Source organism: Aeromonas sp. 102P, assembly GCF_051920345.1.
Lineage (GTDB): Bacteria > Pseudomonadota > Gammaproteobacteria > Enterobacterales > Aeromonadaceae > Aeromonas > Aeromonas veronii.
Genome location: NZ_JBQBCZ010000001.1, coordinates 3,673,015 through 3,695,613 on the forward strand (window position 1 = coordinate 3,673,015; position 22,599 = coordinate 3,695,613).

The 22,599-nt window shown below is 59.4% G+C and carries 15 protein-coding genes and 3 pseudogenes; 8 read left to right on the top strand and 10 right to left on the bottom strand.

All coding sequences use genetic code 11. The features are described 5' to 3' along the window. Positions 1 to 41 precede the first annotated feature (41 nt). Both ACTG1K_RS17155 and ACTG1K_RS17160 read left to right on the top strand, forming a co-directional pair. Complete coding sequence (locus ACTG1K_RS17155; RefSeq protein ID WP_236282686.1) at positions 42 to 1,145, top strand: beta-N-acetylglucosaminidase domain-containing protein; 1,104 nt, start codon at positions 42 to 44, stop codon at positions 1,143 to 1,145. 31 nt (positions 1,146 to 1,176) lie between these two features. Then, the gene (locus tag ACTG1K_RS17160; protein WP_005350441.1) at positions 1,177 to 2,385 is read left to right on the top strand and encodes a cation:proton antiporter; all 1,209 of its coding nucleotides are present in this window, start codon (positions 1,177 to 1,179) and stop codon (positions 2,383 to 2,385) included. Between the two features lie 104 nt (positions 2,386 to 2,489). Here ACTG1K_RS17160 and ACTG1K_RS17165 read toward each other — a convergent pair. The 6 genes and pseudogenes from ACTG1K_RS17165 to dapB form a co-directional block, all read right to left on the bottom strand. Beyond that, positions 2,490 to 3,653, bottom strand: a pseudogene (locus ACTG1K_RS17165) (IS3 family transposase). Between the two features lie 105 nt (positions 3,654 to 3,758). Then, positions 3,759 to 4,474, bottom strand: a pseudogene (locus tag ACTG1K_RS17170) (IS4/Tn5 family transposase DNA-binding protein); the annotation flags it as partial. Between the two features lie 138 nt (positions 4,475 to 4,612). Then, positions 4,613 to 5,764 carry a DUF1615 family protein gene (locus ACTG1K_RS17175; RefSeq protein ID WP_440006134.1) on the bottom strand — a complete coding sequence of 384 codons (1,152 nt, stop codon included), beginning with the start codon at positions 5,762 to 5,764 and terminating at the stop codon, positions 4,613 to 4,615. A 301-nt stretch (positions 5,765 to 6,065) separates the two neighbouring features. Further along, positions 6,066 to 9,290 carry a carbamoyl-phosphate synthase large subunit gene (carB, locus tag ACTG1K_RS17180; RefSeq protein ID WP_005337626.1) on the bottom strand — a complete coding sequence of 1,075 codons (3,225 nt, stop codon included), beginning with the start codon at positions 9,288 to 9,290 and terminating at the stop codon, positions 6,066 to 6,068. Positions 9,291 to 9,310: 20 nt separating this feature from the next. Beyond that, positions 9,311 to 10,448 (bottom strand): annotated as a pseudogene (gene carA / locus ACTG1K_RS17185) (glutamine-hydrolyzing carbamoyl-phosphate synthase small subunit). A gap of 670 nt (positions 10,449 to 11,118) precedes the next feature. Beyond that, a complete protein-coding gene (gene dapB / locus ACTG1K_RS17190; protein WP_005347132.1) occupies positions 11,119 to 11,931 on the bottom strand; it encodes a 4-hydroxy-tetrahydrodipicolinate reductase in 813 nt (270 codons plus the stop codon). 273 nt (positions 11,932 to 12,204) lie between these two features. On the opposite strand from dapB, the gene ACTG1K_RS17195 reads away from it, so the two are divergent. The 5 genes from ACTG1K_RS17195 to serA all read left to right on the top strand — a co-directional run bounded on the left by ACTG1K_RS17195 (position 12,205) and on the right by serA (position 18,138). Beyond that, complete coding sequence (locus ACTG1K_RS17195; RefSeq protein WP_440006136.1) at positions 12,205 to 13,185, top strand: alpha/beta hydrolase; 981 nt, start codon at positions 12,205 to 12,207, stop codon at positions 13,183 to 13,185. 438 nt (positions 13,186 to 13,623) lie between these two features. Next, positions 13,624 to 14,958: a Na+/H+ antiporter NhaC family protein gene (locus ACTG1K_RS17200; protein ID WP_129503682.1), complete on the top strand. Its 1,335-nt coding sequence runs from the start codon at positions 13,624 to 13,626 to the stop codon at positions 14,956 to 14,958. 211 nt (positions 14,959 to 15,169) lie between these two features. After that, positions 15,170 to 15,766 carry a 5-formyltetrahydrofolate cyclo-ligase gene (locus ACTG1K_RS17205; protein WP_159143962.1) on the top strand — a complete coding sequence of 199 codons (597 nt, stop codon included), beginning with the start codon at positions 15,170 to 15,172 and terminating at the stop codon, positions 15,764 to 15,766. Between the two features lie 161 nt (positions 15,767 to 15,927). Beyond that, complete coding sequence (gene rpiA / locus ACTG1K_RS17210; RefSeq protein ID WP_219264112.1) at positions 15,928 to 16,581, top strand: ribose-5-phosphate isomerase RpiA; 654 nt, start codon at positions 15,928 to 15,930, stop codon at positions 16,579 to 16,581. 324 nt (positions 16,582 to 16,905) lie between these two features. After that, the gene (gene serA, locus ACTG1K_RS17215) at positions 16,906 to 18,138 is read left to right on the top strand and encodes a phosphoglycerate dehydrogenase (RefSeq protein ID WP_005337639.1); all 1,233 of its coding nucleotides are present in this window, start codon (positions 16,906 to 16,908) and stop codon (positions 18,136 to 18,138) included. 81 nt (positions 18,139 to 18,219) lie between these two features. Here serA and ACTG1K_RS17220 read toward each other — a convergent pair whose 3' ends face one another. Continuing rightward, positions 18,220 to 18,600 (bottom strand): diacylglycerol kinase, encoded by a 381-nt coding sequence (locus ACTG1K_RS17220; RefSeq protein WP_005337641.1) that lies wholly within the window; start codon positions 18,598 to 18,600, stop codon positions 18,220 to 18,222. A gap of 144 nt (positions 18,601 to 18,744) precedes the next feature. Here ACTG1K_RS17220 and ACTG1K_RS17225 point away from each other — a divergent pair, with 144 nt between their 5' ends. Further along, complete coding sequence (locus ACTG1K_RS17225; protein ID WP_270817015.1) at positions 18,745 to 19,809, top strand: 3-deoxy-7-phosphoheptulonate synthase; 1,065 nt, start codon at positions 18,745 to 18,747, stop codon at positions 19,807 to 19,809. An 85-nt stretch (positions 19,810 to 19,894) separates the two neighbouring features. Here ACTG1K_RS17225 and ACTG1K_RS17230 read toward each other — a convergent pair whose 3' ends face one another. From ACTG1K_RS17230 to ACTG1K_RS17240, 3 genes are all read right to left on the bottom strand, one after another. After that, positions 19,895 to 20,692 carry an ATP-binding cassette domain-containing protein gene (locus ACTG1K_RS17230; RefSeq protein ID WP_440006139.1) on the bottom strand — a complete coding sequence of 266 codons (798 nt, stop codon included), beginning with the start codon at positions 20,690 to 20,692 and terminating at the stop codon, positions 19,895 to 19,897. Positions 20,693 to 20,757: 65 nt separating this feature from the next. Beyond that, complete coding sequence (gene btuC / locus ACTG1K_RS17235) at positions 20,758 to 21,765, bottom strand: vitamin B12 ABC transporter permease BtuC (protein ID WP_103252339.1); 1,008 nt, start codon at positions 21,763 to 21,765, stop codon at positions 20,758 to 20,760. 97 nt (positions 21,766 to 21,862) lie between these two features. Next, positions 21,863 to 22,594 (bottom strand): substrate-binding periplasmic protein, encoded by a 732-nt coding sequence (locus ACTG1K_RS17240; RefSeq protein WP_058055905.1) that lies wholly within the window; start codon positions 22,592 to 22,594, stop codon positions 21,863 to 21,865. Positions 22,595 to 22,599 lie beyond the last annotated feature (5 nt).

Here is a 22,599-nt window from a genome sequence, read left to right on the forward strand (position 1 = left end):
GACCGTCCCGTATCAAGTCCCCAGCAAGAAGGGAGAGAGTTATGCCATATCAAAGTTTGCTGTCCGGCCCCCTGCCCCCCGCTGCCAATCTGGGGGTCATTGAAGGCTTTTTTGGCAAGGGATGGAGCTGGCAGGCCCGCGCCCGCTACGCCCAGTGGCTGCCACGCCACGGCTACGGCTTCTATATCTATGCACCGAAAGAGGATGGCTATCTGCGCAAGCACTGGGCCCTCCCCTGGCCCGAGCAGCAGCTGGCGGATCTCGCCGAGCTGGCGCGCCAGTGCCGCGCCAACGGACTCGCCTTCGGGGTGGGCTTGAGCCCCATGGGGGCGCATCATGACTACGATCGCAAGCGCCCGGCACTGCTCGAAAAAGTGCGCCTCATCGACGAGATGCTGCAGCCTGACATTCTGGCGGTGCTGTTTGACGACATGAAGGGGGATACCCCGGATCTGGCCCGTCACCAGCTCACCATCGCCCACGACATCGCGGCCCACAGCAAGGCGACCCGCCTCATCTTCTGCCCCAGCTACTACTCGACCGATCCAGTGCTGGAGAAGGTGTTTGGCGCCATGCCACCGCGCTATCTGGAGGAGCTTGGCGAGCAGCTCGACCGCCGTTTCGAGATTTTCTGGACCGGCCCCAAGGTCTGCTCCAGCGAATATCCGGCCAGCCACCTCAAGCAGGTGACCGAACTGCTCGGCCGCAAGCCCTTCCTGTGGGACAACTACCCGGTCAACGATGGCAGCAAGGCGAGCAGCTACCTGCACCTGCGCGCCTTCGAGAACCGCCCCGCCGAGCTGGCGGAGCTGGTCTCTGGCCACGCGGTCAACCCGATGAAACAGGCGGCGCTCTCCGCCCTGCCCCTCGCCACCCTGCCGATGAGCTACCGACTCGGCAAACAGTACGATCCCGACAAGGCGCTGCATGCCGCCCTCAACGCCACCTGCGGCCCGCAGATTTCGGCGATGATCGAGGCCGACCTACCGCTGTTTCAGGATCTGGGGCTGGCACAGCTCACCCCCGAGCAGATTGCCGCCCTCAAGGCGCGCTATCTGCCGTTTCGTGACCAATCCTGCGTCGACGAAATCGTGCGCTGGCTGGACGGGGAGTATGTGTTCGATCCCGACTGCCTGACCGATTAAACCGCCCCTGCGGGGGCAGAAAGGAGGTTGTATGGATGCACACCTGCTTTACCAGAATCTGGCGGTGATCGCCGCCTTCTTGCTGGTCTACAGCCTGATCGCGGGGCGCTTTGAATCAAAACTGGTCAACGGCCCCCTGCTCTTTCTGCTGACCGGCTGGCTACTGGGACCCGGTGGGCTGGAGCTGCTCTCCCTCTCTATCGACAGCGCCGGCATCAAGCTGCTGGCCGAGCTGACTCTGGTCATCGTGCTGTTCAACGATGCCGCCAACACCAACTGGCAGGTATTGCTGGCCAACCGCCAACTCCCCATCCGGCTTTTGCTGATTGGCCTGCCCCTCACCCTGCTCTGTGGTGCCCTGTTTGGCCACTGGATCTTCCCCGACCTGCCACTGCTGGAGATGGCCATCCTCTCCACCATTCTCGCGCCCACCGATGCGGCGCTCGGCAAAGCGGTGGTAAGCAACCCCGCGGTGCCTGCACCTGTGCGCGAAGGGCTCAATCAGGAGAGCGGCCTCAACGACGGCATCTGCGTACCTGTGCTGCTTCTGCTGCTGGCTCTTATCGCCCCCACCGAGCAGCACGCAGGCACCGCCACCTTGGCCATCACCCTGATGCTGGAGGAGATCGGTATTGGCCTGCTGGTCGCTTTTGTGTTGACCAGCCTCACCATCCGGCTACTGAAAATCTCCTATCTCAACGGCTGGCAACTGCCGCTCTGGCGCCAGCTCACCATGCCGGGGCTGGCCCTGCTCTGCTTTGCGCTGGCCCAGACTCTCGGGGGGAGCGGCTTTATCGCCGCCTTTGTCGGCGGCCTCTTTATCGGCCACCGGCTCGGCGAACACAAGCACGCCTATATGGACAGCTGCGAAGGCTACGGCGACCTGCTCTCCGTGGTGATCTGGATGGTGTTTGGCGCGACCCTGATGCCCATTCTGCCGGAGCTGCTGCACTGGCAATACTGGCTCTATGCCATTGCCAGCCTCACCCTGCTGCGGATGGTGCCGGTCTGGCTGAGCCTCATCGGCACCGGCCTCAAGCCGGAGCTCAAGCTCTTTATCGGCTGGTTCGGCCCGCGGGGCCTTGCCAGCATCGTCTTTGCGGTGATGGTGCTGCAAAACGAGCCAGCCCTGATTGGCCAGCGCCCCATCATCGCCACCGTGCTCTGCACCATCATATTGAGCGTCATCCTGCACGGCCTCACCGCCAACCCCTGGGTCGAGCGTTTCAAGCCTCGCTGAGCCACCCGGCGCCCCATAAAAAATGCCACCTTGCGGCTGTCTCTTGCTCACAACTGTTGATGCTCAAGAGACAGCGCCAGTTCATAGCCTGCAAGGTGTAGTGGTCAACTAAATCCGGACACTTGGTTAGGCCGTTCTTCGGCTTGTGCTGGCGGTATCCCGTCATTGTGTTGATGTGGACGCCGCCAGTTGTAGTAATCCATCAGGTAGTAACTGATATCCCGCTTCGCCTCTCGCAAGCTCATATATCCCATAGCCGGGAGCCACTCTGACTTCAGGCTTCTGAACAACCGTTCCATCGGGGCGTTATCCCAGCAGTTTCCACGCCGACTCATACTCTGGGTCATGCGATAGCGCCACAGTCGTTACCGAAATGCCCGACTGCCATATTGGCTGCCCTGGTCGGAGTGAAATAGCACACCGGATGGGCAACCCCGCTGCTGATAGGCCATCTCCAGTGCTTTGATTGCCAATTCTGCATCAGGCTTATCAGACATCGCCCAGCCCACGACCCGCCGGGTGTGCAGGTCAAGCACCGCTGCCAGGTAATGCCAACGACCACCGGCCCAGACGTAGGTGATATCGCCACACCACACCTGATTGGGTTGCTGGACATCAAATTCTCGGGCCAGCAGATTGTGAATATCCGGTCGTTCTGACCGTGCCACCTTATAACGGTGTGCGCCCGGCTGTTTGGATGCCAGTCCGGCCTCCTTCATCAGGTTACGTACTTTGAATCGACCAATCTGATACCCCAACTCCCGCATCATCGACATCAAGGCACGGCTGCCCGCTGAGCTCCGGCTTTCTTTGAATAACCGGCGCAACTCGCTGCGCTGCTGCATACGCTCACGGTTAATCGCCCGCCTGCGAGCCAGATAGTCGTAAAAACAGGATGTTGGAACATCGAAAGCACAGCAGACCAAGGTGATGGGGGCTTGCTCCCTTAATCGGTCTATCAGCGCATACGTGTGAACTCGTCCGCCATCAAGAGAGCAGTAGCCTTTTTTAGAATGTCCTTTTCACGTTCGAGCCGGTTGATACGGGCTTCCAGCTCCTGAATTTTCTGCTGCTCCGGAGTCAGTGCTTTGCTGATTGGGGTTGTGCCGCAGCGTTCGGATTGGAGCTGCTGAACCCAGCGACGAAGTACGGTTTCACCGACATCCAGTGAACGGCTGGCTTCAGGGACAGAATATCCCTGGTCGAGCACCAGGGATGCGGCTTCGAGTTTGAATTTCGGCAGTAAATGAGCGACGTAATCTTGTCATTGAACACCTCAGGTCATGGTGGCGACTGTACCACCTAAAATGGTGTCCGGGATGATTAGACCACTACACTTTGTGCCCAGCAGCCCTTGGCAGCTCTCCCTGCGCGGCAGGCTCCTCTTTGATAAATCGCAACTGCAGCAACCGTACCGCGATAAAGGCCAGGGTGACGCTCATACGCGTCAGGTTCTCCCGGCTCTGCATCCTCAACGCCTCGACCCGCGTGCCTGCACTCTTCCAGACCTTGTGGTAATCCTCGATGAGCCAGCGCCGCTCGTAATGACGTTGGCCATGGTGCTGCCAAGCCGGGTGGCGAGTGTCTTGACGGTTTGCTCCCATTTGTAACTCTCTTTCTCCTGATAGGGGCGGGTCGCATATTGGGCATGCTGCCCTCGTTTGCTGACATCGCGGGTCAAGATTTGCTGGGCGGCCAAGCCCACCGCCTTGCGCTCGTGCGGCGCGAACAGCAGCACGGAATGAGCCAGCAGGGCACGACAGCTGCCCTGGTTGGTGTGGCCCAACTCGTCTCTGACGCTGGCATCATTGAAGGTAAGGGCCGTGGTGTCTTCCAGCGCCAACAAGAGGGAATTGTCTCTGGCATGGACGGCAAAGCCGGCGTTGGCAATGGCCTCGGCACTGACATGTGGGCTGCGAATGAAGCGGTATGCGCCTTCCATATCAGCAGGTGAGAGGGGAAGGTGTGACACGCAATCTCCTGGTTGGTGAGCAAGGGCAGTGGCAAGGGCCACGAGTCTTCTGGTGCGTCTTGGGTCGTTAAGGTTGGCGTGACCAAACTGTGTCTGCGCCCAGTGCGCCGGTTGAATGAAGGGCATGTTAGAACCAGGGAAGAGAGTGATGAAAGGTTCAGATCACAGAATGGGAGAGAAGTTCAAAAAAATCCCCAAGCGATGCTTGGGGATTTTTGTATAAGAAACAGGCCAATTGGCCGCCCTTGATGTTTCTTAGCGAATCGTCGCCATCTGCCGCACACATCGCTGCTCTCTGTCATCCACCCGCTTGGCAAACCAGGCGGTGGTGAGGTTGCGAGTAATTTTCGGGCTCTTTAGCTGAATGCCGGGCAGGATGGCGCGGGGCAGTCGCTTGCCCGCTTGCTTGTCGGCCAGGGTAAAGATGCGATGGTAGAGATCGGTCTCGGCAAATTCGGCGGTATCCCCTTTGCGAAGGCTCTGGTGGATCGCCTGCTTGCTCATATTGACCCGGTTGGCGAGGGTGTAGACGGCAAGCTCGGTATTGCCCGGCAGATCCGAGTCATAGCGGATCAGATCCCCGTCCAGCGCCAGAGTTTTGCCACTCAAACGGCTGACGGCGGCCTGAAAGGCGGCATTACGACTGGCGTACCAGCCGGCGTTGAAATCGGCAAAGCGGTAGAGGGTATCCGGGTAGTCGGCGGGATAACCGAAGATATGTTTGGTGCCAAACCAGATGCCGCCGCGACGGGTAAAGACTTCGTGGCGGATGGAATCCTTGATTGGATAGGGGTAGCCACGGGCGTTGGCCTCGGCAAAGGCGATGCTCACCTGCATCGGGCCACCGGTATGCACCGGGTTGAGGTTGCCAAACAACGTCTTGCCCATCGGCAGCATGCTGATCATGTCTTCGAAGATTTCACTCATCTCCCGCTCGGTACGCAACTTGTCGATCCGCTCGGCATAGCTCTTGCCGGTGGGCGAGTTGATGGAGAGCGCGGCCCGCACCATAAATTCGGGGATCAGCAGCTTGGCTGCCCGTGAGTTGATCTCTTTCCAGGCAATCTTGCCAAGGCCCGGCACCACGGGGTCGGCCTGATAAGTGGCTTCCTGCTCCGCCACCGCCAGCACGCTACAGACATTGTGATCATTGACCGCCACCCCCTGGGTGGTGAGCGCCGTCACCACGTCGTTGGCCCACCCCTGTTTGTCAGGCACCTGACGGGGCAAGAAGCGCACGATGCGGCTCTTCATATCCGCCGGTTTGCGCGGCTGCATGGCAGGCGGCGTTTTGAGGTTGCTTACGCTCGCCTCTTTGGCGGGCGCGGAGGCGGGATCACTGGCACAACCGGCCAGCAGCAAGGCAGAGCAGAAGGCAAGAAGAAGACAGGAAGGCAAAGCGGTCATAAGCATGTCCATTTTTTGTAGGCCCTACAGGCAGCGCCGCTGGCACTGCACTGACAAGCAAAGTAGGGCCATTGTAGAGGATTGCTTGCTGCAGTTGAAACCCGCGCTCGCAGCATCCCCTCCCCTTGCCAGCTTTTGCCACCCCACGCGCCATCCGTTGTCTGCGATGCGGAACTCATGACCTTCTTCAAGGATTCACCCGGCCCGAACCGAACGGTGAGCGCCTGATAAAAAGAAACCCCCGCCATCGCTGGCGGGGGTTGGTCGTCTGGCAAGGCGGGCTGATGCCCGCAGCAAACTCTTAGCGGTTTTTCACCTTCTGGTGCAGCTCCTGCACCGAGTTGACGTTGGCGGTGGCATCCACGCTGATGGCCATGCAGGTGGCAAACGCCTCATTCATGGTGGTGGTATACGCCACTTTGTTTTGCAAGGCGGCGCGACGCAGCTGCTTGGAGTCCTGGATCGCTACCCGCCCTTCGGCGGTGTTGACGATGTAGGTGTACTCGCCATTCTTGATGCGGTCGAGAATGTGCGGGCGACCTTCGTGCACCTTGTTGACCAGACGCGGGTTGATGCTCGCCTCACCCAGCGCGACCGCGGTGCCGTGAGTGGCATCCAGCTCGTAGCCCAGCTCCAGCAGCTTGGCAGCCAAGTCAACCACCTGCGCCTTGTCGCTGTGACGCACTGACAAGAGGGCACGACCCTCTTTCGGTACGGCGTGGTTGGCACCCAGCTGCGCCTTGGCATAGGCCTCGGCAAAGCTGCTGCCCACCCCCATAACCTCACCGGTAGAGCGCATCTCTGGCCCCAGCAGCGGGTCAACCCCCGGGAACTTGGCAAACGGCAGTACCACCTCTTTCACCGAGTAGTAGGGTGGGATGATCTCTTTGGTGAAGCCCTGTTCTTGCAGCGACTGACCGGCCATCACACGGGCGGCAATCTTGGCCAGCGGAGCACCGGTCGCCTTGGAGACAAACGGCACGGTACGGGCGGCACGCGGGTTCACCTCGATGAGGTAGATGTCATCGCCCTTGACCGCGAACTGCACGTTCATCAAGCCGATAACGCCGAGCTCCAGCGCCAGTTTGCGCACCTGCTCGCGGATCTCGTCCTGAATCTTTTTGGACAGGGTGTAAGGAGGCAGGGAGCAACCGGAGTCACCAGAGTGAATACCGGCCTGCTCGATGTGCTCCATGATGCCGCCGATGACTACATCGGTGCCGTCGCAGATGGCATCCACGTCCAGCTCGGTGGCATCGTCCAGGAAGCGGTCCAGCAGTACCGGCGATTCGTTGGAGACGCTCACCGCCTCGGCGAAGTAGCGACGCAGATCCTGCTCGTCATAGACGATTTCCATGGCGCGGCCACCCAGCACGTAGGAGGGGCGAACCACCAGCGGGTAGGTAATGCGCTCGGCCAGCAGCACGGCCTGCTCCAGCGCGGTGACGGTGCCGTTTTCCGGCTGCTTGAGGCCGAGGCGCTCGACGGCAGACTGGAAGCGCTCGCGGTCTTCGGCGCGGTCGATGGCATCCGGGCTGGTACCGATGATCGGCACGCCGTTGGCCTCCAGCGCTCGGGCCAGTTTCAGCGGGGTCTGGCCACCGTACTGGACAATCACGCCCTTGGGTTTTTCGATGCGCACGATTTCCAGCACATCTTCCAGGGTCACCGGCTCGAAGTAGAGACGATCCGAGGTGTCGTAATCGGTAGAGACGGTCTCCGGGTTACAGTTGACCATGATGGTCTCGTAACCATCTTCGCGCAGGGCCAGCGCTGCGTGCACGCAGCAGTAGTCGAACTCGATACCCTGACCGATACGGTTCGGGCCGCCGCCGATGATCATGATCTTGTCGCGGTTGCTCGGAGCCGCTTCGCACTCCTCGTCATAGCTGGAGTACATGTAGGCGGTGTTGGTGGCGAACTCGGCGGCGCAGGTATCTACCCGCTTGTAGACCGGGAAGATGTTGTGGCGGGCGCGCAGTTTGCGCACTTCCCCTTCGGCCACACCGAGGATCTTGGCCAGACGGGCATCGGCAAAGCCTTTGCGCTTGAGGGCGCGCAGGAAGTCGGCATCCAGACCGGCCATGCCGCGCTCTTTCACCTCTTCTTCCAGCTTCACCAGATCTTCAATCTGTACCAGGAACCAGGGGTCAATCTTGGTCAGCTTGAAGATACCATCCATGGAGAGACCGGCGCGGAATGCATCGGCGATATAGAAGATACGGTCGCTACCTGCATCCTGCAGCTCGTGACGGATGCGGGTCAGGGAGTCCGGGGCATTGAGGTCAACCATGGGGTCGAAGCCGGTTTTGCCGGTTTCGAGGCTGCGCAGCGCCTTGTGCAGGGACTCCTGGAAGTTGCGGCCGATGGCCATCACTTCGCCGACCGACTTCATCTGGGTCGTCAGACGGTCGTTGGCACCGGCGAATTTTTCGAAGTTGAAGCGCGGCACCTTGGTGACCACGTAGTCGATGGCCGGCTCGAAGGAGGCCGGAGTGCGACCGCCGGTGATGTCGTTCATCAGCTCGTCGAGGGTGTAACCGATGGCGAGCTTGGCAGCGATCTTGGCGATGGGGAAACCGGTCGCCTTGGAGGCCAGCGCGGAGGAGCGCGACACCCGCGGGTTCATCTCGATGATGACCATGCGACCATCTTTCGGGTTGATACCGAACTGGACGTTGGAGCCGCCGGTCTCGACGCCGATTTCGCGCAGCACCGCCATGGAGGCGTTGCGCATCAGCTGGTACTCCTTGTCGGTCAGCGTCTGGGCTGGCGCGACCGTGATGGAGTCACCGGTGTGGATACCCATGGGGTCGAAGTTTTCGATGGCGCAGACGATGATGCAGTTGTCGTTGCGATCCCGCACCACTTCCATCTCGTACTCTTTCCAGCCGATCAGCGACTCGTCGATGAGCAGCTCTTTGGTCGGCGACAAGTCCAGACCACGCTCGCAGATCTCGACGAACTCTTCGGTGTTGTAGGCGATGCCGCCACCCGAGCCGCCCATGGTAAAGGAGGGACGGATGATGCAGGGGAAGCCGACCATCTGCTGCACGCCCCACGCCTCTTCCATGTTGTGGGCGATGCCGGCACGCGGGCACTCGAGGCCAATGCTGCGCATCGCCTTGTCAAAACGGGAGCGGTCTTCGGCCTTGTCGATGGCGTCGGCGGTGGCACCGATCATCTCGACACCGAACTCGGCCAGCACGCCATGCTTCTCCAGTGCCAGTGCGCAGTTGAGCGCAGTCTGGCCACCCATGGTGGGCAGAATGGCGTCCGGTCGCTCTTTCTTGATGATTTCGCGCACCACTTCCCAGGTGATGGGCTCGATGTAGGTGGCGTCTGCCATCTCCGGGTCGGTCATGATGGTGGCCGGGTTGGAGTTGACCAGAATGACGCGGTAACCCTCCTCGCGCAGGGCTTTGCACGCCTGGGCGCCGGAGTAGTCAAATTCGCAGGCTTGACCGATGACGATGGGGCCGGCGCCGAGGATCAGGATGCTCTGAAGGTCATTACGTTTTGGCATGAAACTCTTTCCTCTATTTCTTAGGCGCGATACTGCTTAATCAATTCAATAAAGTGGTCAAAAAGACCGGCACAGTCGTGCGGGCCCGGGCTCGCTTCGGGGTGCCCCTGGAAGCTGAAGGCCGGACGGTCGGTGCGATGGATGCCTTGCAGAGAACCATCGAACAGGGAGACGTGGGTGGCGCGCAGGCAATCCGGCAGGCTGTTCTTCGTCTACCGCAAAGCCGTGGTTCTGAGCGGTGATCATCACGGTGTTGTCATCAAGGCTCTTCACCGGATGGTTGGCGCCGTGGTGGCCAAACTTCATCTTGACGGTCTTGGCACCGGAGGCCAGACCCAGCAGCTGGTGACCCAGACAGATGCCGAACACCGGCGTGTTGGTATTAAGGAAAGCCTTGATGGCCTCGATGGCGTAGTCGCACGGCTCGGGGTCGCCGGGGCCGTTGGAGAGGAAGATGCCATCCGGATTCATCGCCAGTACCTCGGCGGCCGGGGTCTTGGCAGGCACCACGGTCAGGCGGCAGCCACGGTCAACCAGCATCCGCAGGATGTTGCGCTTGACGCCAAAGTCATAGGCTACCACGTGGTATTTCAGCTGGTCGGCATCCGGGGTGACATGCCCCTTGCCAAGCTGCCAGCTCCCTTCGGTCCAGTTGTACGCTTCACCAACCGTCACCTCTTTGGCCAGATCCATCCCCTTCAGACCGGGGAAGGCGCGGGCCTGTTCGAGGGCATAGGCTTCATCGACCTGTTTCCCGGCCAGAATGCAGCCAGCCTGAGCGCCTTTCTCGCGCAGGATGCGGGTCAGTTTACGGGTGTCGATGTCGGCGATGCCAACGATGTTGTGAGACTTGAGGTATTCGGAGAGGGATTGCTGATTGCGGAAATTGGAGGCAAGTATCGGAAGGTCCCGGATGATCAATCCCTGAGCATGGATCTGACTGGACTCTTCATCTTCGCTGTTGGTGCCGGTGTTGCCTATATGGGGGTAAGTGAGGGTGACTATCTGACGGGAATAAGAGGGATCGGTGAGGATTTCCTGATAGCCCGTCATCGACGTATTGAAAACCACTTCACCAACGGAACATCCCTCGGCGCCTATCGACACGCCTTTGAACACAGTTCCATCTTCCAGCACTAGCAATGCAGTGTGATTCAAGACAACCTCCAGTTATTTAGCTTTAAATTCAGCAATTTACCTGGGTGTTGCGGGCTCGGTTCCGGTCTTGGACAGGACTCGAACCCGGCAGATTTCTGGCAAATTGGGCGCATTCTACTTAAAAAAAGTGGCATTTCAACGTCTTTTCTCGAATGAAATGCATCTAAATTCAATAAAAAAGCAACATTACCCATTATCTATGCACTCAATCGCTTTGCAACCCCCTCCCATGAAAGAAAAGGAAAAACCACCACCAAAAGATGACACCAAGCCAGCAATAGCGACAAAAACCAACAAAAAAACCAATTAAAACAATGGAATTTATTTTCACACAAAAAACATTAATGACAGATTTAACGCTTTTATGATGACAAGAGTGAACATGAAAAATGGAAAACGTTTTTTCGTGTTTGAATTTTTAGTCTTTTCTTGCCGGTGTAAAAAAATGGCTTTATCCGCCATAAAGATGCTCAAATCTGTTACCTGGTGATGACATTCAGGAAGGGAAAATCTGGCAGTTCACGCAATAGTGTGATTTATAAGGCATTCAGTTAAAAATTACAGGCAGCGTGTCTTTTTACACAAACTCTGGCTAACTGACAGCAAAAACCCCGGCAAGCCGGGGTTTTTCACTGGGGTAGCAGTAGTACGAAAGTGCCGCTCAGAGGCATCACTTGAGATTGAGCACATCCTGCATGTCATAAAGACCGGCACCCTGCTGACCAAGCCACTTGCCCGCCCGCACAGCACCGTTGGCGAAGGTCAGGCGGCTGGAGGCCTTGTGGCTGATCTCCACCCGCTCGCCGATATCGGCAAACATGACGGTATGCTCCCCCACCAGATCACCAGCACGAATGGTGGCAAAGCCGATAGTGTTGCGATCCCGCTCGCCAGTGATCCCCTCGCGGCCATAGACGGCGCACTCTTTCAGATCCCGGCCCAGCGTTTTGGCGACCACTTCCCCCATGGAGAGCGCGGTACCGGATGGCGCATCCACCTTGTGGCGATGGTGGCCTTCGATGATCTCGATGTCGGTGTAATCCCCCATCACCTTGGCGGCCTGCTCCAGCAGTTTGAACACCAGGTTGACCCCGACCGAGTAGTTGGAGGCGAACACGATACCGATCTGCTTGCCAGCCTCTTTCAGAGCAGCCTTGCCTGCATCGTCAAAACCGGTGGTGCCGATCACCATCTGCTTGTGGTGGGCCAGCGCAAAGGCCAGATTGGCCAGGGTCACCTCGGGGCGGGTGAAGTCGATGATGAGATCAAACTCGTCACGCACCTTGTCCAGACTGTCGCTGATGGCCACACCCAGATGGCCCAGCCCATTGAGCTCACCGGCATCGAGACCGATCACCGCCGAGCCCGGCCGCTCCAGCGCAGCACCAACCACCACGCCATCGGTGTTGGTGATGGCCTCCAGCAGCACCTTGCCCATACGACCATTACAGCCCATCACGGCCACACGGATCGGATTGTCCATCTCCACCCTCTCATCTCTTTTAATTATGGAAAGAGACCGTTTTACCAGCCCGCGCCGGGTTTGAAAAGCCATGATACCACCACTCCTTGCTGCGCTCGCCAACAGCAGGGCCCACTGGCTGGCCAAGAACTTCCTTTTGGTTACAGGCCGCTTTTCATCGTTTCACACCATCATTTGGCAGACCGTGTGCCATCTGATAGGTTCGAACGAGTGAAATACCAGCATAAGCAAAATCAGGGCAACGCCCGTGTCGATATCAACCGAGGTGCAAGGATGAGCGCTGTATTACTGTTTGCAGTGGTGTTGGTATCACTGACCCTGGTCATGCTGGCCGCGGCTCTGCTGTTTGGCGGGCCGAGTCCTGCACCGGCGATGGCCAGCATCAACGACCCTTTCAAGGGGAATGGCTGGAGCAACATGCCACCTCTCTCAAGATACCCGGCGCGTGACGGCACGCAGCTGGCCTATCGGCACTATGGCGCAGAGGGCAATACGAAGAACAACAAGGTCAAGGGCAGCGTGGTACTGGTTCACGGCTCTTCTGCCAGCAGCCAGAGCATGCACAAGATGGCAAGCGCCTTTTCGCAAGCGGGATACGACGCCTACGCCCTCGATATTCGCGGCCATGGTGCATCAGGCAACAAAGGCACCATTGCCTACATCGGTCAGCTTGAAGACGATCTGGAAGATTTCATCAAGTCGGTGGCCCCCGCCAAGCCTGCAACACTCGTCGGTTTCTCGTCAGGGGGTGGCTTTGTGCTGCGTGTTGCTGGCAGTGCGCGACAACCCCTGTTCGAGAGCTATCTGCTGCTCTCCCCCTATCTCGGCCCCACCGCCGCCAACTACCGGCCCAACAGCGGTGGCTGGGTGCGTGTCGGCTTGCCTCGCCTCATCGCCCTGAGCATCCTCAACGGTTTCCATATTTCCGCACTCAACCATCTGACCGTGCTGAACTTTGCCCTTAATGATGAGGCGAAATCCCTGCTGACCCCCTCCTACTCCTTCAACCTTGCCTCTAACTTTCAGCCAGAGCGCAACTATCAGCAGAATTTACGCAATGTGCAACGCCCCTGCGCCGTGATCGCGGGTGCAAATGACGAAGTCTTCCAAACAGATCAACTTGAACCTGAGTTAAGACGTCTCGGCATCTCCTGGCCTGTCACCCTGCTGCCCGGAATTGGCCACATTCCCCTGACGCTGGAACAGGATGCTCTCGCGACAGCCGTTCAGGCGGTGGAGAAACTGACACAGTAACCACACAGCCCAGGTCTTGTGTCCACACGTTCTGGAAATATCCGCACCATGCTCACGTAGAGATAGAGAGAGGTGCGGCTGACGTTTGGCAGCGGGAGAAATCCCCAAGATGGCATGCAGAGATCTTATCGTTTCCCTCTTTCCTTATTAAAGGCACGCGATACCCCCAGATACCCGCTGACTGAGCCAGAACAGCAATGAACAATAAACAGCACTAACTTCTTTTTCCGAATATTCTTTGGATATCTCAATAACACCAGAATCATCAAACAAAAACACCTATCCATCTGGACGTCTATCTTGACCAAGCGAGGTTGACTCACTACTGTGGGCACCCCAATGCGGCAGGATGCCCGCCCTGTTTTCCCCCTATCCCTATCCGATACAGGTACAAAGCAGTTTATGACAGGAGGTCATTGTTCAATTTCAGAGGAACACATGATCCAGACTCAACCCAGTGCCAGGGCCTTGTTGCCACTTCTGGTTTTTCTCGCACTCTTTATCGGTACCGGTACCTGGCTGACCCTGCAGGGGGTCGAATTCGCCTTCTATCAGCTGCCCGCTCCGGTTGCTGCCCTGCCTGCGGTGATGCTGGCCCTGTTGCTTGGCAAAGAGAGCTTCAACAGCAATCTGGAGACCTTCTTCAAGGGGGTCGGCCACAGCAATATCATGGCGATGTGCCTTATCTATCTGCTGGCGGGCGCCTTTGCCAGCGTGGCCAAGGCCACCGGCGGGGTTGATGCTACTGTGGCGCTGGGCCTGTCGCTCATCCCTGGCTGGGCGCTGTTGCCCGGACTGTTCCTCATCTCTGCCTTTATTGCTACCGCTATGGGCACCTCCATGGGCACCATAGGTGCCGTGGCGCCGGTCGCGCTGGGCGTGGCGCAGGCGGCCGGTATCGATCCGGTACTGATGGCAGGTACCATTCTCTCCGGCGCAATGTTTGGCGATAACCTCTCCATCATCTCCGACACCACCATCGCGGCCACCCGCAGTCAGGGGTGCGAGATGAAGGACAAGTTCCGCGAGAACTTCAAGATTGCGGCCCCTGCTGCCATCGCGGTGATCCTGCTCTATCTGACCCTGGGCTCAGTGGGTGAATCCCCTGCCAACGGCAGTGCCATCGAGCTGTTCAAGGTGATGCCTTATCTGCTGATCCTGGGGCTGGCGCTCGCCGGAGTGAATGTGTTTGTGGTGCTGGGGATCGGTATTCTGGCCGCCGGTGCGGTGGGCATGATCAACGGCTACGCCATCGGTCAGTTCAGCAAGGATATCTATCAGGGCTTTACCGGCATGCAGGAGATCTTCCTGCTCTCCATGCTGATAGGCGGTCTCGGCGCCCTGATGGAGCGTCAGGGTGGTCTGGCCTGGATCAGCGAGCGCATCAGCGCCCTGATTGCCCGTTTCACTCGCGAGCACAATGGTGAACAGAACGAGAAAGCGGCCGAGCTCGGCATCGCCGGGGTGGTGAGCCTCACCAACCTCTGCACTGCCAACAATACCGTCGCCATTATCGTTGCGAGCAAGGTGGCCCGGGATCTGGCCGAACACCACGGTGTCACCCCGCGCCGCGCCGCCTCCATGCTCGATATTTTCTCCTGCGTGGTACAGGGTCTGATCCCCTGGGGCGCACAGGCGCTGCTGCTGGGATCCATCTTCGCCCTGTCGCCGTTGGCGGTGGTGAGCATGAGTTTCTACCCGATGGCACTCGCGGTAGCGGCACTCATTGCAGTGTTTGTGAAGCACCAGATGCGCGGCAAAGCTGACAAGTAACAGACCAGAGGCTGGTGCGCCGACATGCCGTCAACAGGGGCCACACCCTGGCCCTTGTTGACTCACTCTCGGATCCGCCAGCATTTATCCCACCGTTCCGGGCATCAGCCGTCCGGGACGGGGTTTCCCTGTCCCCCTTAACGTCAAGAGTGAATGTGCTAAGGTAGAGCGCGTTCAAGCCATCGATGCGCAGCTATACCAGAGGTTCCCCATGCATGAGTCCCAACCCGAACGTCAATCCCTGCGCCAACTAGTTCGTCAACGCCGCAAAAATCTGAGTCCGGCCGAGCAGCAAGCGGCGGCCCAACAGCTGCTGGCCCAGTTCAAGCAACACCCCGAGATCCTCGCCGCCAAACGCATTGCCCTCTATCTGGCCAATGACGGGGAGATCAACCCCTTGCCCACCATCCATTGGCTGTGGGCCCAGCACAAAGAGGTCTACCTGCCGGTGCTCCACCCCTTTACCCCGGGTCACCTGCTCTTTTTGCGCTATACCGCCACCAGCCCCATGGTACGCAACCGCTACGGCATCGAAGAGCCGGAGCTGGATATCCTGCAGGTGGTGCCCCACAGCACGCTCGATCTTATCTGCACCCCGCTGGTCGCCTTCGATGCCCAGGGCAATCGTCTTGGCATGGGGGGCGGCTACTATGATCGCACTCTCGCCATCTGGCATGAGCACAAGCTGGGGCCCAAGCCGCTCGGCATTGCCCACGACTGCCAGCAGGTGGATGCGGTCCCGCAAGAGGAGTGGGATGTGCCACTGCCCCAGATCATCACCCCGAGCCACTGCTGGTGCTTTGAATAGGCTGTGTTTGGCCGGCAGCCCCTGCTTTGTGCGCGCAAACGCAGAATAAACAGGCAAACGATTTACAAAGTCCCTCTTTTTGCCCCGGAACGTGAGCAACAAGGTCGCGACGGGGTACAGGGTTGGATATAATGCGCCCGCTTTTTTCTTAAGGAACGATCATGACTCAAGATGAAATGAAGAAGGCGGCCGGTTGGGCTGCGCTCAAGTATGTGGTTCCCGGCACCATCGTCGGGGTGGGCACCGGCTCTACCGTCAACCACTTTATCGACGCGCTGGCGACCATGAAGGACGAGATCAAGGGGGCGGTATCCAGCTCCGTGGCCTCTACCGAGCGCCTCAAGGGCTTCGGCATCACCGTATATGATCTCAACGAGATCGACGCCCTCTCCGTCTATGTGGATGGCGCCGACGAGATCAACGCAACCCGCGACATGATCAAGGGCGGTGGCGCAGCCCTGACCCGCGAGAAGATCGTTGCCGCCGTCGCTGACAAGTTCATCTGCATCATCGACAACACCAAAACCGTCGACGTGCTAGGCCAGTTCCCGCTGCCGGTCGAAGTGATCCCCATGGCCCGCGAATACGTGGCCCGCGAAATTCGCAAACTGGGTGGCAACCCGGAGTGGCGTGAAGGGGTGGTCACCGACAACGGCAACCACATTCTGGATGTGAAAGGCATGGCCATTACCGACGCCAAGGCGTTGGAAGTACGACTGAACGCCATCGTTGGCGTGGTCACCAACGGCCTGTTCGCCGCCCGCGGCGCCGATGTTGTCCTGATCGGTACGCCGGACGGTGTGATTACCCAGTAATCCCGACACCGGTAGCACAGTGCAGCGGCATCCTCCCTCGCCCGCCAACGCCATTGTGCCAGCCCTGACACAGCAGCGGCGTTGATTGAGCCCCGGGATGGGATATGACCCAAACATTGCACTGTGAATAAATGACGGCGCCTGATGGCGCCGTTTTTATTTATCCCTCAACAAGTTGCATACGGATGTTTACAACATTCGTTGATAACTTCAAAGAATTTGACTTTCGTCACAAATATTCCCTCTCCCAAACGTTTTTGCTACTTTACGGTTTTCTTCGCACACCAAATCTGCACTTACGTTTGCACATACAGAGGGATCGTCATGACTGCCAAGTTTTCGTTGGACAAGGATAAAATCAAGGTTCTGCTGCTGGAGGGGGTTCACCCCAACACCGTAGAGACCTTTCGTGCCGCAGGTTACACCAGTGTGGAGTATCTCAAGACCTCGCTCTCCGAAGAGGAGCTGATCGAGCAGATCCGCGACGTCCATTTCATCGGGCTGCGCTCCCGCACCCAGATCACCGAGAAAGTCCTCGACGCCGCCAACAAGCTGGTCGCCATCGGCTGCTTCTGCATCGGTACCAACCAGGTCGAGCTGGAAGCGGCCCAGATCCGCGGTATTCCGGTCTTCAACGCCCCCTTCTCCAACACCCGTTCGGTCGCCGAGCTGGTACTGGGCGAGATCCTGCTGCTGCTGCGCGGCATCCCCGAGAAAAACGCCAAGTGCCATCGCGGCGTGTGGGAGAAACTGGCCAACCGCTCGGTGGAAGCGCGCGGCAAGAAGCTCGGCATCATCGGCTACGGCCACATTGGTACCCAGCTTGGCATCATCGCCGAGAGCATCGGCATGAAGGTTTATTACTACGATATCGAGAACAAGCTCTCACTGGGCAACGCCATTCAGGTGCCGAGCATGGTCGAGCTGCTCAATATGTCTGACGTCATCAGCCTGCACGTGCCGGAGACCGCCTCCACCAAGAACATGATCGGTGCCGAGCAGCTGCGGATGATGAAACCTGGCGCCATCTTCATCAACGCCGCCCGCGGTACCGTGGTGGATATCGATGCGCTGGCTGACGTCATCAAGAGCGGCCATATCGCCGGCGCCGCCATCGACGTCTTCCCGGTCGAGCCCAAGTCCAACGACGAGGAGTTCCAAAGCCCGCTGCGTGGGCTGGAGAACGTGATCCTGACCCCGCACATCGGTGGCACCACCCATGAAGCGCAGGAGAACATCGGGCTGGAAGTGGCCAACAAGCTGGTCAAATACTCCGACAACGGCTCCACCCTCTCCGCCGTCAACTTCCCGGAAGTGTCGCTGCCGGGCCACAAGGGCTCCAGCCGCCTGCTGCACATTCACCGCAACCAGCCGGGCGTGATGAACCAGATCAACCAGATCTTCGCCGAAGAGGGGATCAACATCGCCGGTCAATACCTGCAGACCAGCAGCCATATCGGTTACGTGGTGATCGACGTGGAGACCGAGCACAGCGAGAAGGCGCTCGCCAAGCTCAAGGAGATCAACGGCACCATCCGCGCCCGCATCCTCCACTGATAGACCCTTATCTGCGCAGCAAAAAGCCCGTCGTGATGACGGGCTTTTGTATGAAGCAGAACCTCAAAGCAGCGTGATGGCTTACCACCACCCCAACAGGTTGCGGCCTACCAGCGCGCCCCACACCAGGGCATTGAGGGCCAACGCGATAAAGACGGCGGCAGAGCCCAAATCCTTGGCGCGACCGGAGAGCTCATGATGCTCGGAGCCAACCCTGTCTACCACAGCTTCAATGGCAGAGTTGAGGATCTCGACGATCACCACCAGCCAGCTGATGACGATAAGCAGCAGGATCTGGTTGAGAGAATCCCCCAGCCAGAAGGCAAGTGGCATCAGCAACAGGATCAGCATCAGCTCCTGCCGAAACGCCGCCTCGTTAATCCAGGCTGACTTGAGCCCCTTCATGCTGTAACCGGTTGCGTTGATGATGCGGGTGACCCCGGTTGCCCCTGGCTTTGCCACGCTATCTACCTCATTTGGAATCGATTTTGGCCTCACATCCTATCAGAGCCCCCCAAGGTTTCAATCAGGGGACTTTTGCTTTATTTTATCTCTTTGCTTTTTCGCCCCCTGCGGCTGACACCACCCACTCGAGACTTGAGTTGTATGTCCATTCACACAGATGAATTGCGCACCCGTCGCCTGGAGTCACTGATCACTCCGAGCGAGCTTGCACACGCGTTTCCGATCACCGATACCATTGCCCAGAATCTGCTGGATGCCCGTCGCGAAGTGGAAGCCATTCTGGCCGGAGACGATCAGCGCCTGCTGGTCATTGTCGGCCCCTGCTCTATCCATGATCCCGCTGCTGCTCGCGAGTATGCCCAGCGCCTCAACGCCCTGCGCGAGCAGTATAAAGAGAGTCTCTGCATCGTGATGCGCACCTACTTCGAGAAACCGCGCACCATCGTCGGCTGGAAAGGGCTGATCAACGATCCGCGCCTCGATGGCAGTTTCGACGTCAACGAAGGGCTGAAACTGGCGCGCAAACTGCTGGTCGACATCAACGAGATCGGCATGCCCACCGCCACCGAATTCCTCGATATGGTGACCGGCCAGTATATTGCCGACCTCATCACCTGGGGCGCCATCGGCGCACGCACCACCGAATCCCAGGTACACCGCGAGATGGCTTCGGCCCTCTCCTGCCCGGTTGGCTTCAAGAACGGCACCGACGGCAATACCCGCATCGCCATCGATGCGGTGCGCGCCGCCCGTCACAGCCACATCTTCTATTCGCCGGACAAAGACGGCAAGATGACCATCTACCGCACCGCCGGTAACCCCTTTGGTCATGTGATCCTGCGTGGCGGCCACCGACCCAACTACGACACCGCCAGTGTCGATGAAGCCTGTGAAGCGTTGGCCGATGTGGACCTGCCGGAGCGTCTGGTGGTCGATTTCAGCCACGGCAACAGCATGAAGGATCACCGCCGTCAGCTGCTGGTGGCGCAAGATATCTGCGATCAGCTGCGCCGCGGCCGTACCGGCATCGCCGGCATCATGGCAGAAAGCTTCCTGGTGGAAGGGCGTCAGGATGTGGAGAACGGCTGCGCCGCCACCTTTGGCCAGAGCATCACCGATGCCTGCCTGTCGTGGAACGATACTGAAACTCTGCTGGCGATGCTGGCCGAGGCGGCACAGGTGCGCCTGAGCAAGCAAGCTCGCTAATCCCACGTTACCCGAGATGCCAAAAGGGCCGGATATCCGTGATATCCGGCCCTTTTCTTTACCTGCGAGTGACTGCCAACACGTGCTAGAGGCTCGGCATAAACCAGACCCGACCCGCCGCTTCGATGCGGTCGGTGCGGATCTGGAATACCTGCGCCAGCAGCGCCTCATCCACCAGCTCGACACCCCCTTCGCGCACCACCGCGCCCCCTTGCAGGCAGAGAATGCGGTCGGCCCAGTCGATGGCCAGATTGATATCGTGGATGGCGAGCACCACCAGCAAGCCCTGCCCAGCCAAGGTTTTCAGCAACCGCAATAGCGCCAGCTGGTGATGCAGGTCGAGCCCCGCCAGCGGCTCGTCCAGCAGCAGCACCTTGCCGGTCGGATTGAGGCTCGGCCACACCTGCAGCAGGGTGCGGGCAATCAGCACCCGCTGCTGCTCGCCCCCCGACAACCGGCTGAAGTCACGAGCCAGCAAAGCTTCCAGCTCCAATGCCTCGCACAGTGCATTTATCGCCTCGATCTGTCTGGCGGGTGCAACCATCTCATCGAACCCCAGGCTCAACACCTGAAACACCGGAATATGAAACAGCTGGGGCTGACGCTGGGGCAACATGGCGCGCCGTTTGGCAAGCTCGGGCCAACTCATGTCAGTAAGCACTTCCCCCCCCAGCAGCACTGTGCCATCGGCGGGTAAAATCCCCGCCAGCGCCCCGAGCAGGGTCGACTTGCCACTGCCATTGGGGCCAAGCAGCGCCACCAACTGGCCGCCATGCCAGCGGATATCCAGGGGAGAGAGCCGTCCGGCAATGGCGAGTGCGCGCGCCTCCAGCAGCGGCGCAGCAGCACGAGAAGAAACCGGCATGGGATCAGCGGGTGACATCGGTATCTTGCCTCAACAACGGGTAAATAAGGAGACTGCGCACCCCGACCAAATCATGCAGATATTTATGCAGCACCATCGGCAGTTTGCCTCAATAGCAGGTAGATAAAGAGCGGCGCCCCCACCGAGGCGGTGATGACGCCGATAGGCAACTCCCCCGCGCTCAGGGTGGATCGAGCAACCAGATCGGCCGCCAGCAGCAGGGCCCCGCCGCCAAGCGCCGAAGCAGGCAGCAGAAAGCGCTGATCGCTGCCACCGCAGAGCCGCAGCAGATGGGGCACCACCAACCCGACAAAACCGATGACGCCGCACAACGACACCGCCACACCGGTCAGCAGACAGACCGCCAGCACCAGCCGCACCCGCATCTTGTCGACATCCATCCCCATCAGGCGGGCCTGGGTCTCCCCCAGCAGCAACTGTTGCAGCGCCTTGCCCTGCCAGCAGAGCCAACCCAGGGTGAGCGGCAGCACCAGCCACCACCAGCCGAACTGCTGGCTGCCGTAAGAGAGGCTGCCCATCATCCAGAACATGAATTCACGCAAGGAGCCGTCGTCGGCAAAGTACATCAGCCAGGTCATGGCCGCATTGGTGAGGATGCCGATGGCCACCCCAAACAACAGCAAGCGAGCATGACCGAGACGCGCCCGGCGAGCCAGCCGAATGAGCAGCATGGTCACCAGCAGGGCGCCACCAAAGGCCGCCAGCGACAGCCCCCAGCCGGGCAGATAGAAGCCGAGGGACTTGGCCACCGCCATCGCCACCATGGCGGCAAGGCCAGCGCCGCTTGAAACGCCAAGCAGCCCGGGTTCGGCCACCGGGTTGTGCAGCATCACCTGCAACACGGCGCCGCCACAAGCAAGGGCTGCGCCAGCCAAGAGGGCCAGCAAGGCGCGCGGCAGGCGCAGCTCCAGCAGGATGCGCTGTTCGAGATCGCCAAGAGGCTGCCAGGGCAGCAGCACAAACTCGCCCCAGACGAGGGAGAAGAGAAACAGCAGCAGGGTCAGCAGCGTCAGGCCACAGAGCCAGCGCCGCTGCCAGCGCTGCTGGCGGGCGATAAGGGAGAGGTACAAGGAGGATCCCCGAATAACAAGGCTTTCCCCCGGCCCTGTCGCAGCGCCGGGGGAGAAGCAGGAAAAGGGCATGATAACAGTGGCTTGCCACCCAAGGTCAAGGCTGGTAACGCTTGGCCATCACGCTTATCTCGCCGCTGGCCACCAGATTTTGCAGCGCCACCAGCAAGGGCTGGCGCAGCGACTGGTGAGGTGAGTGCTTGCTCATCCCCAGATAGAGGGTCACCGGCGTGGCGGGGCGGTAGTCCGCCTTGCCTATCCGGCTGGCATTTCCCTGACTCAGGGCATAGTCCACCTGACAGTCGGTGCCAATCATCAGCGGCAGGTGACCGCGCTGCACCATGCGCAGCAGCTGATCTTCGGTGGGTACTCCGTGCTTGTCGAGGCGGCTGTCACTGTTGAAGGGCTCAAAGTAGGCCGAGTTGAGCACATAGCCCACCTTCACCCCCTGCAGATCGCGGTATTGGTGGATCCGGGCCACATTGACCGGCTGACCATAAAACGCGGGCCAGCACTGATAGTAGGCAGGCTGCAGATAGTCGATGAACTGCGCCCGCTCGGCGGTATAGGCGAGGCCAATCATCAGATCGACCTGACCGGTCTGCATCTGCTTGAGCGCCCTGCCCCACGGCATCCGCCGTACCTGCAACTCAATGCCGCTCGCCTGTTGCAACCGGCGCAGGATGTCCATGTCGAGCCCCTGCAACCGGCCATCCGGTTGCAGGATACGAAACGGCGGCCAGAGATCGGTGGCCACCGTCAGCGTCGGGGTCGCACGCACCGGCATGGCAAATAACAGTAACAACACTATCCCGCATAACTTGCCCATCCCGT

Coding starts and splice junctions, on each gene's coding strand:
- ACTG1K_RS17155 (WP_236282686.1), top strand. CDS start 42: ATGCCATATCAAAGTTTGCTGTCCGGCCCCCTGCCCCCCGCTGCCAAT.
- ACTG1K_RS17160 (WP_005350441.1), top strand. CDS start 1,177: ATGGATGCACACCTGCTTTACCAGAATCTGGCGGTGATCGCCGCCTTC.
- ACTG1K_RS17175 (WP_440006134.1), bottom strand. CDS start 5,764: ATGACCGCTTTGCCTTCCTGTCTTCTTCTTGCCTTCTGCTCTGCCTTG.
- carB (WP_005337626.1), bottom strand. CDS start 9,290: ATGCCAAAACGTAATGACCTTCAGAGCATCCTGATCCTCGGCGCCGGC.
- dapB (WP_005347132.1), bottom strand. CDS start 11,931: ATGGACAATCCGATCCGTGTGGCCGTGATGGGCTGTAATGGTCGTATG.
- ACTG1K_RS17195 (WP_440006136.1), top strand. CDS start 12,205: ATGAGCGCTGTATTACTGTTTGCAGTGGTGTTGGTATCACTGACCCTG.
- ACTG1K_RS17200 (WP_129503682.1), top strand. CDS start 13,624: ATGATCCAGACTCAACCCAGTGCCAGGGCCTTGTTGCCACTTCTGGTT.
- ACTG1K_RS17205 (WP_159143962.1), top strand. CDS start 15,170: ATGCATGAGTCCCAACCCGAACGTCAATCCCTGCGCCAACTAGTTCGT.
- rpiA (WP_219264112.1), top strand. CDS start 15,928: ATGACTCAAGATGAAATGAAGAAGGCGGCCGGTTGGGCTGCGCTCAAG.
- serA (WP_005337639.1), top strand. CDS start 16,906: ATGACTGCCAAGTTTTCGTTGGACAAGGATAAAATCAAGGTTCTGCTG.
- ACTG1K_RS17225 (WP_270817015.1), top strand. CDS start 18,745: ATGTCCATTCACACAGATGAATTGCGCACCCGTCGCCTGGAGTCACTG.
- ACTG1K_RS17230 (WP_440006139.1), bottom strand. CDS start 20,692: ATGTCACCCGCTGATCCCATGCCGGTTTCTTCTCGTGCTGCTGCGCCG.
- ACTG1K_RS17240 (WP_058055905.1), bottom strand. CDS start 22,594: ATGGGCAAGTTATGCGGGATAGTGTTGTTACTGTTATTTGCCATGCCG.